The organism is Poseidonocella pacifica (assembly GCF_900111875.1).
Taxonomy (GTDB): domain Bacteria; phylum Pseudomonadota; class Alphaproteobacteria; order Rhodobacterales; family Rhodobacteraceae; genus Poseidonocella; species Poseidonocella pacifica.
In genome coordinates this window covers 328,428-341,599 of record NZ_FOJU01000004.1, presented here as the reverse complement: position 1 = coordinate 341,599, position 13,172 = coordinate 328,428, and the positions used below count along the sequence as shown (strand labels likewise).

The 13,172-nt window shown below is 60.8% G+C and carries 16 protein-coding genes; 9 read left to right on the top strand and 7 right to left on the bottom strand.

Annotation, left to right across the window (positions count from 1 at the left end; genetic code table 11):
* Window positions 1-34 precede the first annotated feature (34 nt).
* The gene (locus BM234_RS13645) at window positions 35-685 is read left to right on the top strand and encodes a GntR family transcriptional regulator (RefSeq protein WP_092065907.1); all 651 of its coding nucleotides are present in this window, start codon (window positions 35-37) and stop codon (window positions 683-685) included.
* On the opposite strand, the gene pcaQ is transcribed toward BM234_RS13645, so the two are convergent.
* Window positions 682-1,602, bottom strand: a complete 921-nt coding sequence (pcaQ, locus tag BM234_RS13640; RefSeq protein ID WP_092065905.1) for a pca operon transcription factor PcaQ — start codon at window positions 1,600-1,602, stop codon at window positions 682-684. The genes BM234_RS13645 and pcaQ overlap by 4 nt on opposite strands.
* 81 nt (window positions 1,603-1,683) lie before the next feature.
* On the opposite strand from pcaQ, the gene pcaC reads away from it, so the two are divergent.
* Genes pcaC through BM234_RS13615 form a run of 5 tightly spaced genes read left to right on the top strand, consistent with a single transcriptional unit; the run spans window position 1,684 to window position 5,296 of the window.
* Window positions 1,684-2,073, top strand: coding sequence for a 4-carboxymuconolactone decarboxylase (pcaC, locus tag BM234_RS13635; RefSeq protein ID WP_092065903.1), 390 nt, complete (start codon window positions 1,684-1,686; stop codon window positions 2,071-2,073).
* A complete protein-coding gene (gene pcaH / locus BM234_RS13630; RefSeq protein ID WP_092065901.1) occupies window positions 2,070-2,807 on the top strand; it encodes a protocatechuate 3,4-dioxygenase subunit beta in 738 nt (245 codons plus the stop codon). Before pcaC ends, pcaH begins: the two co-directional genes overlap by 4 nt.
* Window positions 2,807-3,412, top strand: coding sequence for a protocatechuate 3,4-dioxygenase subunit alpha (gene pcaG / locus BM234_RS13625; RefSeq protein ID WP_092065899.1), 606 nt, complete (start codon window positions 2,807-2,809; stop codon window positions 3,410-3,412). Before pcaH ends, pcaG begins: the two co-directional genes overlap by 1 nt.
* Window positions 3,387-4,247 carry a 3-oxoadipate:acetyl-CoA acetyltransferase gene (locus tag BM234_RS13620; protein WP_092065897.1) on the top strand — a complete coding sequence of 287 codons (861 nt, stop codon included), beginning with the start codon at window positions 3,387-3,389 and terminating at the stop codon, window positions 4,245-4,247. Before pcaG ends, BM234_RS13620 begins: the two co-directional genes overlap by 26 nt.
* Complete coding sequence (locus BM234_RS13615) at window positions 4,244-5,296, top strand: 3-carboxy-cis,cis-muconate cycloisomerase (protein ID WP_092065895.1); 1,053 nt, start codon at window positions 4,244-4,246, stop codon at window positions 5,294-5,296. Before BM234_RS13620 ends, BM234_RS13615 begins: the two co-directional genes overlap by 4 nt.
* Here the strand turns inward: BM234_RS13615 and acpS are convergent.
* The 6 genes from acpS to folK all read right to left on the bottom strand — a co-directional run bounded on the left by acpS (window position 5,293) and on the right by folK (window position 10,330).
* Window positions 5,293-5,691 carry a holo-ACP synthase gene (acpS, locus tag BM234_RS13610; protein ID WP_092065893.1) on the bottom strand — a complete coding sequence of 133 codons (399 nt, stop codon included), beginning with the start codon at window positions 5,689-5,691 and terminating at the stop codon, window positions 5,293-5,295. The genes BM234_RS13615 and acpS overlap by 4 nt on opposite strands.
* Window positions 5,688-6,440 carry a pyridoxine 5'-phosphate synthase gene (locus BM234_RS13605; RefSeq protein ID WP_092065891.1) on the bottom strand — a complete coding sequence of 251 codons (753 nt, stop codon included), beginning with the start codon at window positions 6,438-6,440 and terminating at the stop codon, window positions 5,688-5,690. Before BM234_RS13605 ends, acpS begins: the two co-directional genes overlap by 4 nt.
* Window positions 6,441-6,470: 30 nt before the next feature.
* Window positions 6,471-7,121, bottom strand: coding sequence for a DUF2062 domain-containing protein (locus tag BM234_RS13600; RefSeq protein WP_092065889.1), 651 nt, complete (start codon window positions 7,119-7,121; stop codon window positions 6,471-6,473).
* 6 nt (window positions 7,122-7,127) lie between these two features.
* Window positions 7,128-9,299: a RelA/SpoT family protein gene (locus BM234_RS13595; RefSeq protein ID WP_092065887.1), complete on the bottom strand. Its 2,172-nt coding sequence runs from the start codon at window positions 9,297-9,299 to the stop codon at window positions 7,128-7,130.
* Window positions 9,300-9,324: 25 nt separating this feature from the next.
* Window positions 9,325-9,681: a DNA-directed RNA polymerase subunit omega gene (rpoZ, locus tag BM234_RS13590; RefSeq protein WP_092065885.1), complete on the bottom strand. Its 357-nt coding sequence runs from the start codon at window positions 9,679-9,681 to the stop codon at window positions 9,325-9,327.
* Between the two features lie 73 nt (window positions 9,682-9,754).
* A complete protein-coding gene (gene folK / locus BM234_RS13585) occupies window positions 9,755-10,330 on the bottom strand; it encodes a 2-amino-4-hydroxy-6-hydroxymethyldihydropteridine diphosphokinase (RefSeq protein ID WP_092065883.1) in 576 nt (191 codons plus the stop codon).
* Between the two features lie 145 nt (window positions 10,331-10,475).
* Between folK and BM234_RS13580 the strand changes: the two genes are divergently transcribed.
* From BM234_RS13580 to rnhA, 3 genes are all read left to right on the top strand, one after another.
* Entirely contained in the window at window positions 10,476-11,048 is a 573-nt protein-coding gene (locus tag BM234_RS13580) for a LabA-like NYN domain-containing protein (RefSeq protein ID WP_092065881.1), read from the top strand.
* A gap of 108 nt (window positions 11,049-11,156) precedes the next feature.
* Window positions 11,157-12,107: a 4-hydroxy-3-methylbut-2-enyl diphosphate reductase gene (gene ispH, locus BM234_RS13575; RefSeq protein ID WP_092065879.1), complete on the top strand. Its 951-nt coding sequence runs from the start codon at window positions 11,157-11,159 to the stop codon at window positions 12,105-12,107.
* 62 nt (window positions 12,108-12,169) lie between these two features.
* Window positions 12,170-12,631 carry a ribonuclease HI gene (gene rnhA / locus BM234_RS13570; protein WP_092065877.1) on the top strand — a complete coding sequence of 154 codons (462 nt, stop codon included), beginning with the start codon at window positions 12,170-12,172 and terminating at the stop codon, window positions 12,629-12,631.
* Window positions 12,632-13,172 lie beyond the last annotated feature (541 nt).

Here is a 13,172-nt window from a genome sequence, read left to right as displayed (position 1 = left end):
TGACCTGCGGAGCCGGTGTGATCACAGTTCTTCCATGTTGATCCAACGCGCCCAGTCTGAACCCGTCACCGCCGCGCATGACCGCACGTATCGCGCGCTCCGCTCGCGCATCATGTATGGCGAAATCGCGCCCAGCACGGCCCTGACCCTGCGCGGTATCGGCAAGGAATACGGCGTCTCCATGACACCCGCGCGAGAGGCCGTGCGGCGCTTGGTGGCCGAAGGCGCGCTTTCGCTCTCAGCGTCTGGGCGCGTCAGCACACCCGAACTCAGCAACGAGCGCATCGAAGAACTCGCCGCTCTGCGCGCGCTCATCGAAGTGGAACTCGCCAGCCGTGCCCTCCCGCGCGCGCATCTCGCCCTCATCGACAGGTTGCAGACCATCAACAACTCCATCGCCGACATCGTCGCGCGCAAGGATGCGCCGGGCTATTTGCGGGCGAACCTCGAATTTCACCGCACTCTTTACCTGCGGGCCCAAGCGCCCGCCATGCTGGCGATGGCAGAGACGGTCTGGCTCCAACTCGGACCAACCATGCGCCTGCTTTATGGCAAGTTGCGACGAACCGAGCCGCCGCACTATCACCGGCTCATCCTTGCCGCGCTCAAAGCTGGCGACGAACCAAGCCTGCGCCTCGCGGTCCGGTCCGACGTGACGCAGGGCCTTCGGATGCTGGCGAGCTAGAGCGCCCATCCGACATCGTGCAAGAGGGCCGAGAACCGTCGCTGCGCTGGTCCCGGCTCGGCGTTCTGGCGCGTGCAAAGGCCCACCGGGCCAAGCGTGATATCGGTATCAAGGGGCAACCGCGCCAAGCTGCCATCTTGTAGCGCCTCGCGTACCACACCCTCAGAAATGAACCAGACCGCCCCATAATCTCGCGTAAAGCGAAGCCCGAAGCTGTCGGATACCGTCTCTATCGCGTCCCGGGGCACCGTGATCCCCTGCTCCATCAGCAGCCGATCAACCAGAGGTCTGATGATGGACTTCGGACGGGGTAGAAGCATGGGATGATCCGCATAATTTACCACATCATGCGCCGCAAGCAGCGGGTGGCCGACAGCGACACATGCCACAACCCGCTCGCGATAGAGAGGGTCGAACGCAAGCCCGAGCATTTGCTCCGGCGCAGGCAACCGCCCGACGACAAGATCGAGACGATCCTCCCGCAATTGCTCCAGCAAAACCTGATTCTCCCCAGTTATGATCGAAAGCCGGGCGCGCAGATCCCCTTGGCGAAATCGCGCGACCACCTCGGGCATCAACGTGGCCGAAGCGGTGGGCAACGCCCCCACGCGCAAAGGCGGCCCGGTGTCGTGGTCCGAAGAGAGCACCGCCATTGAAAGCTGCTCGACCTGCGCCAAGGCCTGCGACGCATGGGGCAAGAGCGCTGCTCCATGAGCCGTAAGCCGCACGCCGCGACCCTCGCGCACGAGGAGTGACGCGCCGCCCAAGGTCTCTTCAAGTTCACGAAGGGCGCGGCTGACCGCCGGTTGGGTGAGGTTCAGCGCCTCAGCTGCACGGGTGACGGACTTGCGGCGGGCCACCTCCACGAAGGCGGAAAGTTGACGGAGTTTGATACGATTGGCCGCTGTTATACCCATACTGATATGAATATCGCAAAAGAACTCATTTAGAACCCGCGATCTATCGTGATAACGGTATGACCGAACAGGGAGGGATAGATGGCAGAGAGCAAAAATCGCCACGCGGAGGGCATGGCCACACGGCGGCGGGTCCTCGGCGATGCGCACGTGGATCGTGCAGAGGCCGCCAAGACGGACTTTGACGCGCCCTTTCAGGAATTGATCACTGAGGCCGCGTGGGGGCATGTCTGGTCCCGCGCGACCTGGTCTCTGCGCGAGCGGTCGATCGTGACCCTCGCCCTGCTCTGTGCCCAAGGGCATTGGGAAGAAGTCGCGATGCATATCCGCGCGACTGCGAATACCGGCGCGACGAAGGAAGACATACAGGAGCTTATCCTGCATGTTGCCATCTATGCCGGGGTGCCTGCGGCCAATCATGCGATCAAGGTGGCAAAGCAGACCTTTGCCGAGATGGAGGACACCGAATGACCAAGGGTTTCAAACCGGGTACATTCTTTCAGCGTGATTTCGACTGGCATCCGCCCCCACTGACCCCCGGGTACAAGACCAGCATCGCCCGCTCACCACAGCGTGCGCGCATCGCCTTTGACAATACCATGACGGAGGCAACCGGGCCGGTGTTCGGGCACGGGATGCTGGGAGACCTCGACAACGACCTGACGCTCAACTACGCCCGCCCGGGCCAGAGCGCGCAGGGCCCCCGCATCATTCTCCATGGTCATGTGCTCGACCAAGAAGCGCGCCCGGTTCCGAATGCCCTGCTCGAATGTTGGCAAGCCAACGCGGGCGGCCGTTATCGCCACAAGAAAGACGGCTACCTTGCCCCTCTCGATCCCGATTTCGGCGGGTGCGGGCGGACAATCACGGATGAACGAGGCTATTACGCCATTCGCACGATCCAGCCCGGCCCCTACCCTTGGCCGAACGCCGTCAATGATTGGCGCCCTGCGCATATCCACTTCAGCCTCTTTGGGCAGGGGTTTGCGCAGCGCCTTATCACGCAGGTGTATTTCGAAGGGGACCCGCACATCGCCCTGTGCCCCATCGTCAACACCATTCCCGATAAGGCCGCGATTGATACGCTGGTGGCCAAGCTCGATATGAACCACACCGCGCCGATGGACGCGCGCGCCTACCGTATGGATTTCGTGCTGCGCGGACGGAGGCAGACGATGTTCGAGAACAAGATGGAGGGGATGTGATGCGCTATCTCAAGGAATCCCCCTCACAGACCGCCGGCCCCTATGTACATATTGGCTGCGTGCCAAGCTTTGCCGGGCTGGAGGGGATGTACGGCGGAAATGATCTCGGCAAGTCCATGATCACGGGCGACGCGCGCGGAGAGCGCATCACGATCGAGGGCCATGTGATCGACGGTACCGGCACGCCGCTCAAGGACGCCATGCTGGAAATCTGGCAGGCGGACGCAGCGGGCCTGTTCCACAGCCCCGAAGAAACACGCGGGGACGCCGATCCGGCCTTCACCGGATGGGGAAGGCAACCAACCGATGCCGTGACGGGCCGCTACCGGTTCGAGACGGTCAAGCCCGGTGCCGTTCCATGGCCGGACGGCCGGATGCAGGCGCCGCATATCCTCGTGTGGATCGTAGCGCGCGGTATCAATCTAGGGCTCAGCACCCGGATCTATTTCTCCGACGAGGAGAGCGCGAATTCCGCGGATCCACTGCTGTCTCGCATCGAGCACCAGAACCGCGTGCCGACGTTGATCGCCCGTCGCGACGGCGCAACCTATCATTTCGACATTCATTTGCAGGGTCCCGATGAAACCATCTTCTTCGACATCTGACATCGCAGGAAAACCCTGTATTCTGTGCTGCGCCATCACGGGGAGCGTGCCCACGAAGGCCGCCAATCCCGCGGTTCCGATTTCGATCTCCGAGCAGGTCGAAAGCAGTCACGCCGCCGTTGAGGCGGGGGCCTCTATCATACACGCCCACGTGCGCAACGACGACGAAACCCCAAGTTCGGACCCCGAAAAGTTCGCGAGGCTGAAAGAGGGGCTGGAGAAACATTGCCCCGGTGTGATCATCCAATTCTCCACCGGTGGGCGATCCGGCGCGGGCCAAGCACGGGGCGGAATGCTCTCGCTGCGCCCCGATATGGCCTCGCTCTCGGTCGGCTCCAACAACTTCCCCACGCGGGTCTATGAGAACCCACCCGATCTCGTGGCATGGCTCGCCTCGGAGATGATGAAATACGAAGTCACACCGGAGATCGAAGCCTTCGATTTGTCCCACATCCTTCAGGCCATCAAGATGCACGAAGACGGCAAGATCTTTGGCAAACTCTACGTGCAGTTCGTGATGAACGTGAAAAACGCCATGCCCGCGGACAAGGAAGTCTTTGACTTCTACGCCCACATCATGGCCACGCGCGCGCCCGGCTCCCCTTGGTGTGCCGCGGGGATCGGGCCCACGCAACATGTGGTCAATGAGTGGGCAATCGCTGCGGGCGGACATACGCGTGCCGGCCTTGAAGACAACGTGCGGATGGACCGGACGACGCTTGCCCCTTCCAATGCGGCCCTGATCGCGCGGGCTGCCGATATCTGTGCCAAGTATGACCGGCCAGTGGCGACGCCCGCTCAGGCGCGCCAGCTCCTCGGTTTGCGCCCCGCATGAGTACTCTTGCCTCCGATCCCCTGCTGGGCCGGATCTTCGGAGATCCGGAGATCACGGCCCTGACAGGATCGGAGGCATGGGTCTCTCGGATGTTGGAGGTTGAAGCGGCCTATTCCCGCGCTTTGAGCCTCGCAGGCCGGGTCCCGGTGGAAATTGGAACTGCGGCATCCGCGGCAATCCGGGGGTTGAGGTTAGACATGGAGGCGATCTCGGAGGGCATGGCCCGAGATGGCGTCGCGCTCCCTTCATTGTTGCGGCAGATCCGTGCCTCGCTGCCCGAGGATCTGCATCCGGCCATTCATCGTGGCCTGACCAGTCAGGATGTGATGGATACGGCCCTGGCGCTTTGCCTGAAATCCGTGATCCCTATCTTTGGCACGCGGATTGAGCGTGTCATCTCGGTATTGGATGACCTGTCGGATCGCTTCGGGTCGAGGCCGCTTATGGCGCGGACCCGCATGCAGGCGGCGATGGAGATAACGGTCGCGGACCGGATCGCCGCATGGCTCCATCCCTTGCCGGACCTGCGCGACGGCCTCAGCCGCCTTTCACCAAAGCTTCTACGGCTGCAATTCGGCGGGGCAGTCGGAAACCGGAACATCGACGCAGCCGACGCGATCAATGCGGCTTTCGCAGATCTGCTGGATCTCTCCCCCATGTCGCGCGCCTTCCACACGGATCGAACCGCGCTTGTCGAATTTGGGGGATGGCTCTCTCTCGTGACCGGAAGCCTTGGCAAGATCGGTCAGGATATCGCCCTGATGGCACAGCAGGGTGTCGACGACATTTCCCTCCGCGGCGGGGGCGGCTCGTCCGCCATGCCGCACAAACAGAACCCGGTGGGGGCGGAGGTACTGATCACCTTGGCGCGATTCAACGCAGCGCAGCTCGGTGGGCTCCATCAGGCTCTGGTGCACGAGCAGGAACGGTCGGGCGCGGCGTGGTCATTGGAATGGCTGATCCTCCCCCGGATGATGGAGGTCACAGGCCGTGCGCTTACCCTTGCTGACGAAGTCCTTTGCCAAGTCGAAAGTATCGGGCAGCGCTAGCGGGGACGCGCCTCAATCACGACGAAGGCCTGCGCCCAGGGATGATCATCTGTCAACGTGACGTGGATGATCGCCTCGTGGTCGGGCGGCGTCATTGCGAGGAGCCTTTCGCGCGCCCACCCCGTCACTTCCATGACAGGCTGTCCGGTTGGCAGGTTCGAGACAGCCATATCCTTCCACGCGATCCCCATTCGCAAGCCCGTGCCCAGTGCCTTGGAACAGGCTTCCTTCGCGGCCCAACGCTTGGCATAAGTTCCGGCCACGTCTGCCCGCCGCTCCGCCTTTGCCTGTTCCACGTCAGTAAAGACGCGATTCCGGAACCGCTCGCCAAAGCGTTCCAGCGTGCCGGCGATACGGTCTATATTCGCCAGATCGGTCCCGATACCGAGGATCATGCGCGGGCGTCGTCCATCAGGCGCCGCATCTCGACGATAGCCGGGGAAAGCCCCCGAAAGATCGCCTCCCCGATCAGGAAATGGCCGATATTTAGCTCCATGACCTCGGGAAAGGCCGCGATAGGCCGCACCGTGTCATAGGTCAGGCCATGGCCAGCATGAACTTCGAGCCCCAGGGAATGCGCGAGGCTCGCCATCTCCCGCAAGCTGGTCAGTTCGGCTTCGGCGGTCTCGACATGCCCTTCGGCGCAGGCATCGCAATAGGCGCCCGTATGCAACTCTATCACCTGTGCGCCGATCCGGTGGGCCGCCTCGATTTGCCGACGATCCGCCGCAATAAAGATGGACACCCGGCAACCCGCTTCGCGTAGCGGCGCGATGAAATGCGCCAGACGGTTTTCTTCCCGCGCGACCTCAAGTCCGCCTTCGGTCGTTCGTTCCTCGCGCTTTTCCGGCACAATGCAAACAGCATGAGGGCGGTGACGAAGCGCTATCGCCTGCATCTCATCGGTCGCGGCCATCTCGAAATTCAAGGGAACTGAGAGGACCTCCATCAGCCCGTCGATGTCACTGTCCGATATGTGGCGCCGATCCTCGCGCAAATGCGCCGTGATGCCGTCGGCACCGGCCTCTTCGGCAAGTTTGGCCGCCCTGAGAGGATCAGGATAGGCACCGCCCCGCGCATTCCGCACGGTTGCGACATGATCAATATTCACTCCAAGGCGCAGCCGGCCGGATGTCTGGGTCATTCCACTTCCCCGATCTGGATTTTCGCCAAACTAGTCCGATCCCCGCCCGGCGTCAGCCGGTTTCTTTCGGCCTTTCAACACCCTCCAACGCGACATACGCGCGGCGCGGCGGCGGTTTTGATAAGCGCGGATCAGGGGGACCGAGAGGTAATAACACACCGTCGCGGAAATGAGCCCCGGCAGAATTCCTCCCACGAGATAGGGCAGGAAGACATCATGAAAAAACATCCGCAGCCCGTTCCAGTCGGCGGTGCGATCGGAAAAGAGCGCCCCGAAATTGGCCCACAGATCCTGCGCGGCAAAAAGGAATGCCTGCAAAAGACTGTTCTCGGCCCCATGGAACCGCCCACCAAGCATGAAATGCCCGGTTTTGAGGGAGATGATGCCGATCGGCAGATAGGTCAGGGGATTGCCGAAAAACGTACCCAGCAGCGCCGCGAGGATATTGCCCCGGATCATCGTCGCTATCAGTGCCGCAACCACGAAATGCAGACCGTAAAACGGCGTGAAGGTGGTAAAGACACCCGCCCAGATGCCGCGCGCGACTTTTTCAGGAGGATCGGGAAGCCGGTTCAGGCGGTGCTTCACATAATGAAAGGCGCGTGCCCACCCGCCCTTTGGATAGACGGCGTGCTGAAGAATCGTCAGGGGGCCCCGCCGATCGCGCCGTTTGAAGATCACCCCGCCCTATCCTTCCTGCGTCGTTTCCGACATGTCCCGTCCCGCAACCGGCGCCGAATGCTGCCCCCGTGACGGATCGCGATGCCGCTCCAGCGATGCCACTTCGCTTTCTGCCTCAAGCGCGGTTAATACTCGGTGCAGGTGCTCTGCATCGCACAGGTCCACATCTATCAGCAGGCGGTAATAGTCCGGTTTGCGGTCGACAAAGTGCAGATCCGAAATGTTGGCTTTCTGCTCGCCGATCATGGTGCAGATATGCCCCAACACACCTGCATCATTCGCGATGGTAATATCAAGCGACACATTGTGGACAGGCGCATGTTGGCCTGAGTCCCAATGCAGGTCCAGCCAGCGGTCGGGTTGATCCTCCAGCGATGTCAGGGCTTCGCAGTCAATGGCATGAACGACCACGCCGCGCCCTCGGGTGGTGATCCCCACGATCCGCTCCCCCGGGACGGGCTGGCAACAGGGCGCGCGATCAAAGTTTTGCCCCGGCGAAAGGCCGATGACCGCGCGGCGGAAATCGACCTCATGCTCGGGCTGTGGGCTGAGGTCGGGATAAAGCGCCCTCACGACCTCACGGCCGGTTATCTCGGCGCTGCCGAGTCGGGCGAGCAGATCGTACCGGTCTTCGACCCGGAGCAGCTTGGCGGCAGTGCTCAACGCCTTGTCGGTCGCCTTCTTCCCGATGTGCTCAAAGGCCACACGCGCCAGTTCGCGCCCGAGCTTCATAAAACGCTCACGGTCCTCCGCCCGCAGGGCCCGACGGATCGCGGATTTGGCCCGGCCCGTCGCAACGATATCCAGCCACGTGGCCTGCGGCGTCTGGCCCTCTGCCGTGATGATCTCCACCGATTGGCCGTTCTTGAGCCGGGTCCAGAGCGGCACCCGCATTCCATCGACCTTGGCCCCGACACAGGCATTCCCGATCCGCGTATGGATCGCATAGGCAAAATCGATCGGCGTCGCACCACGCGGCAGCTTTATGACATCGCCCTTTGGGGTGAAGCAGAAGCGCTGATCGGAATACATCTCCAGCTTGACGGCTTCGAGAAAGTCCTCGTGATCTTCGTCTTCGCTAAAGCGCTCCGTGAGGCTTGCGAGCCACTTGGCAGGGTCGACCGCAAAGGGGTTTTCGCTGCGCACCCCATCCCGATAGGACCAATGCGCGGCGACGCCCGTCTCGGCGACATCGTGCATTTGAGCAGTTCGTATCTGCACCTCGACGCGTTTGCCATCACGTCCTGAAACAGAGGTATGGATGGACCGATACCCGTTCGATTTGGGCTGGCTGATGTAGTCCTTGAACCGTCCCGGCACCGCCCGCCAGCGCTGATGGATAACGCCTAGCGCGGCATAGCATTCGGCATCCGTCTCGGTAATGACGCGGAACCCGTAGATATCGGACAGACGCGAAAATCCGACGTCCTTCTCACGCATCTTGCGCCAGATGGAATAGGGTTTCTTGGCCCGCCCGAACACTTGTGCCTCTATGCCCGCGGCCTCAAGTTCCTTGCGCATATCGCCCGTGATCCGCTGGATCACGTCGCCGGTCTCTCGCTGCAGGGTAATGAAACGCCGGATGATCGAACTGCGCGCGTCAGCGTTGAGAACCCGGAAGGCCAGATCCTCCAACTCTTCGCGCATCCATTGCATACCCATCCGTCCCGCGAGCGGCGCATAGATATCCATCGTCTCGCGCGCTTTCTGAACCTGCTTTTCATGTCGCATCGACTTGATGGTGCGCATGTTGTGCAGGCGATCGCCAAGCTTGACGAGGATCACGCGCAGGTCCTTGGACATCGCCATGAACAGCTTGCGGAAATTCTCGGCCTGCTTGGTCTCGGAGCTTGAAAGCTGAAGGTTGGTGAGTTTGGTGACACCATCCACCAGATCAGCCACCTCGCGGCCAAACTGACGGGAAACCTCGGAATAGCTCGCCTTGGTATCCTCGATCGTGTCGTGCAGCAGCGCCGTCACAATCGTGGCGTCATCGAGTTGCTGTTCGGTCAATATCGCCGCAACGGCCACAGGATGAGAGAAATACGGCTCCCCGGATTGACGGAACTGGCCGTCGTGCATCCGCTCGCCGAATTCATACGCCCGGCGGATGAGTTGCTCATCCGCACGGGGATTATAATTGTGGACCAGCGCGATCAGATCATCGTCGGAGATCATTGTGCGCGCCTTTGCAGTTGGCGGCTTAGCGCTGCCCTTGAGCTTCCATCAGAGCCCGCAGAAGCTTCTCCTCGGAGAGGTCGTCGTCAGCAGGCTTGTCCGCCGCTTCCGCACCCATGAGAAGCGCCATGCTGTCATCTTCGGGTTCGTCGATTTCGATCTGGGTCTGGTTCGACTCGATCATGCGCTCACGCAATTCATCGGCCGACTGAGTTTCCTCGGCAATCTCGCGAAGCCCGACGACGGGGTTCTTGTCATTGTCGCGGTCAACAGTGATCGGCGAGCCGGCCGCGATCTCACGCGCACGGTGCGCGGCGAGCATCACAAGTTCGAAACGGTTCGGGACCTTGTCGACACAATCTTCAACAGTCACGCGGGCCATATAGGACTCCAATCGGCAGGCTTGGGTGGAAGCGGGTACATACGCCCAAGATAGAGCCTTGACAAGGCGGTTTCTATAGAAGTGCGCGAACCTCTGCTCGGGCGGTCGGATCGAGGGCCTCACACATCTCCGCGATGCTTCTTCCGGTCAGGGGGTGCCGCCAATCCGGCGCCACATCCAAGAGCGGAAGCAGAACAAATGGCCGATCCTGCAATCGGGGATGGGGAAGCACCAGTTGAGAGGGCGCCCGCGTCATCTGTTCCTCCAACGAAAGCTCCCGCCAGGCAGTTTGTGTATCGGCGTCCGGCAGGATGATATCCCCCACGGCAATCAGATCAAGATCGAGTGTCCGGCTGGCCCATCTCGCGCCCCGCTCCCGTGCAAAACCCGCTTCGATCTCGTGGAGGAGATCGAGCACTTCCTGCGGCCCGCGCTTCGATCTGACAATCGCTGCGGCGTTGACATAATCGGGGCCGGATCCAGCGGGAAATGCCGGAGTCGCGTAAAACCTACTCACCGACACCAGCAGCAGCGGCGAATCGCTCAGCTTCTGAACCGCTGCCGCGATAATTTGTTGAGAGTCGCCCACCGAAGACGTAAGATTGGACCCTAGGGCAATGATAAAAAATGCCCCGGTCGAAAAGGCCATGGCACATGTGGCGCCTTTTTTATGGCTCTGCATATACTTTTTCGCCTCTTGCGGATGGGATTCAGTGAATTAACTTCATATTAGGCTGGTGCCCAGTTCGCACTCACGGACTTCGGGCAACGGACATTATTCGGAAGGAACTTTTATGTTCTATAAGGACGAACGGCTCGCGCTGTTCATCGATGGCTCGAATCTGTATGCGGCGGCCAAATCGCTCGGATTCGACATCGACTACAAGCTTTTGCGACAGGAATTCATGCGTCGCGGCAAGCTGCTTCGGGCGTTCTACTACACCGCGCTTCTGGAGAATGACGAATATTCTCCGATCCGGCCCCTGGTGGACTGGCTGCATTACAACGGCTTCACCATGGTGACCAAGCCTGCCAAGGAGTACACCGACAGTCAGGGCCGGCGTAAGGTCAAGGGCAACATGGATATCGAACTTGCCGTCGATGCCATGGAACTCGCCCCTCGCGTGGATCACATTGTGCTTTTCTCGGGCGATGGCGATTTCCGCCCCCTGGTCGAAAGCCTCCAGCGGCAGGGTGTGCGTGTTTCAGTCGTATCCACGATCCGCAGTCAGCCACCGATGATCTCCGACGACCTCCGGCGCCAAGCCGACAACTTCATCGAGCTGGATGATCTCAAAGAAGTGATCGGGCGCCCCCCGCGCGAGCATCAGAACGACAAGGATTCGGCATTCGCGGCGAGCCACTAGCCCTCGTCGTGCCGCAGTATGAGGAAGCCGCAGCAAATCCGCGCCTCGGGGTAGAACCCGGGCGACGGAGGCATTAGCTGTGGGACTGATTACGAAAGGTGAGTCCTCATGAGCAAATCTCCCCTCACGCTTTATTTGGCTGCTCCGCGCGGGTTTTGCGCCGGGGTCGACCGTGCGATCAAGATCGTGGAGATGTCGCTCGAAAAATGGGGCCCGCCTGTCTATGTCCGGCACGAAATCGTCCACAACCGGTTCGTCGTGGATGGGTTGCGGGAAAAGGGCGCGGTGTTTGTAGAAGAACTCGACGACTGCCCCGACGACCGGCCGGTGATCTTCTCCGCTCATGGGGTCCCGAAGGCCGTCCCGAATGAAGCTGCGCGCCGGGAAATGGTGTATGTCGATGCCACCTGCCCCTTGGTCAGCAAGGTTCATATCGAAGCGCAGCGCCATGCAGAAGCTGGCCTTCAGATGATCATGATTGGCCACGCAGGGCACCCCGAGACGATCGGAACGATGGGGCAACTGCCCGATGGCGAGGTCTTGCTGGTCGAGACCGAAGCCGACGTCGAAACCGTCGAGGTGCGTGATCCTGAGCGGCTTGCCTTTGTTACCCAGACCACCTTGTCCTTGGACGATACTGCGGGAATCGTTGCCGCGCTCAAACGGCGTTTTCCCGCAATCGTAGGCCCACACAAGGAAGATATTTGCTACGCGACCACCAACCGGCAGGAAGCCGTCAAGGCCATGGCGCCAAGCTGCGATGCTCTGCTGGTGGTCGGCGCTCCGAATTCGTCCAACTCGCGTCGGCTCGTGGAGGTCGGCGCACGGGCGGGATGTAGCTATTCGCAGTTGGTCCAGCGGGCCACGGATATCGACTGGCGGGCCCTCGAGGGAATACAGTCAATCGGTATCTCGGCGGGGGCCTCCGCACCTGAGGAACTCGTCGACGAGGTTATCGCTGCATTTTCTGAACGTTATGAGGTTTCAGTCCAAGAAGTCGTGACCGCTGAAGAGAACGTCGAGTTCAAGGTGCCACGGGTTCTCCGCGTTCCAGCATGACCCCTTGCCCTCCGCTGCGCGCAGCGGGATAAGGCGGCTCTTGGCGGATCGGGCGGAGTGTCATGGCGGAGCTTTTTGCATACACGGATGGGGCATGTTCGGGAAATCCCGGCCCCGGCGGCTGGGGCGCACTTCTGATTGCGCGCGACGGGAAAGAAGTCCTGCGTGAGCGTGAGTTGAAGGGCGGCGAAGCCAACACCACCAACAACCGGATGGAACTGCTGGCTGCGATCAACGCGCTCGAAGCGCTCGAACGGCCCTCGTCCCTGACTGTTGTAACGGACAGCGCTTATGTCAAAGGCGGCATCACCCAGTGGATGCATGGTTGGAAGCGCAATGGCTGGAAAACCTCCGCGCGCAAACCAGTCAAGAACGAAGACCTCTGGCGACGTCTGGATGAGGCGAGCCGCAAGCACGAGGTACGCTGGGAATGGGTCAAGGGCCACGCAGGTCACCCGGAAAACGAACGAGCCGATGAGCTCGCGCGGGCTGGCATGTCACCGTTCAAGCCGGGCTCTACCTGAATCGAATCAGCCCAAACGCCCCAAACCATCCCGTTGTCGCCATTTATATCTACCTAAGGTTGAACCTCGGTCAATTTTGCAGCGGCCGACGCAACTCGAAATTGCAAATTGCGCGTTCCGGGCAAGAAGCCTGTGGCAATGACGTGGGCTATGCTAACGTCCTCGTGACCAGAGCGGGCTGTCTGCAGTTCATGATGTCGTCGCACTTCGCGCCTACACAACGAACAGCAGTAATTCGTGTTGATGACGGAGGTTTTACGCAGCAACACCGAACGTGGCCGGGCGCTGTTTAGAAAACTCGGTTTTCTTTAGCGAACGGTAGGGCTTTGCAAAATAAAACCTGACAACAGGTTGCCAGGTTTTCATGACGTAAAAATTTTAGTGCGAGTAAGCGCGTCACCCTTTCTAGGGTGGCGCGCAATTTCTGTAAAGAAACCTTGGAAATATTGAGCGCTTTTTCGCGTCTTTGTCCGAGTTCTCAGCGGAATTCTGTCAACTTCCGCCTTCTCGCCACTTGTTTCGCTACCTTGCAGGGCAGGTG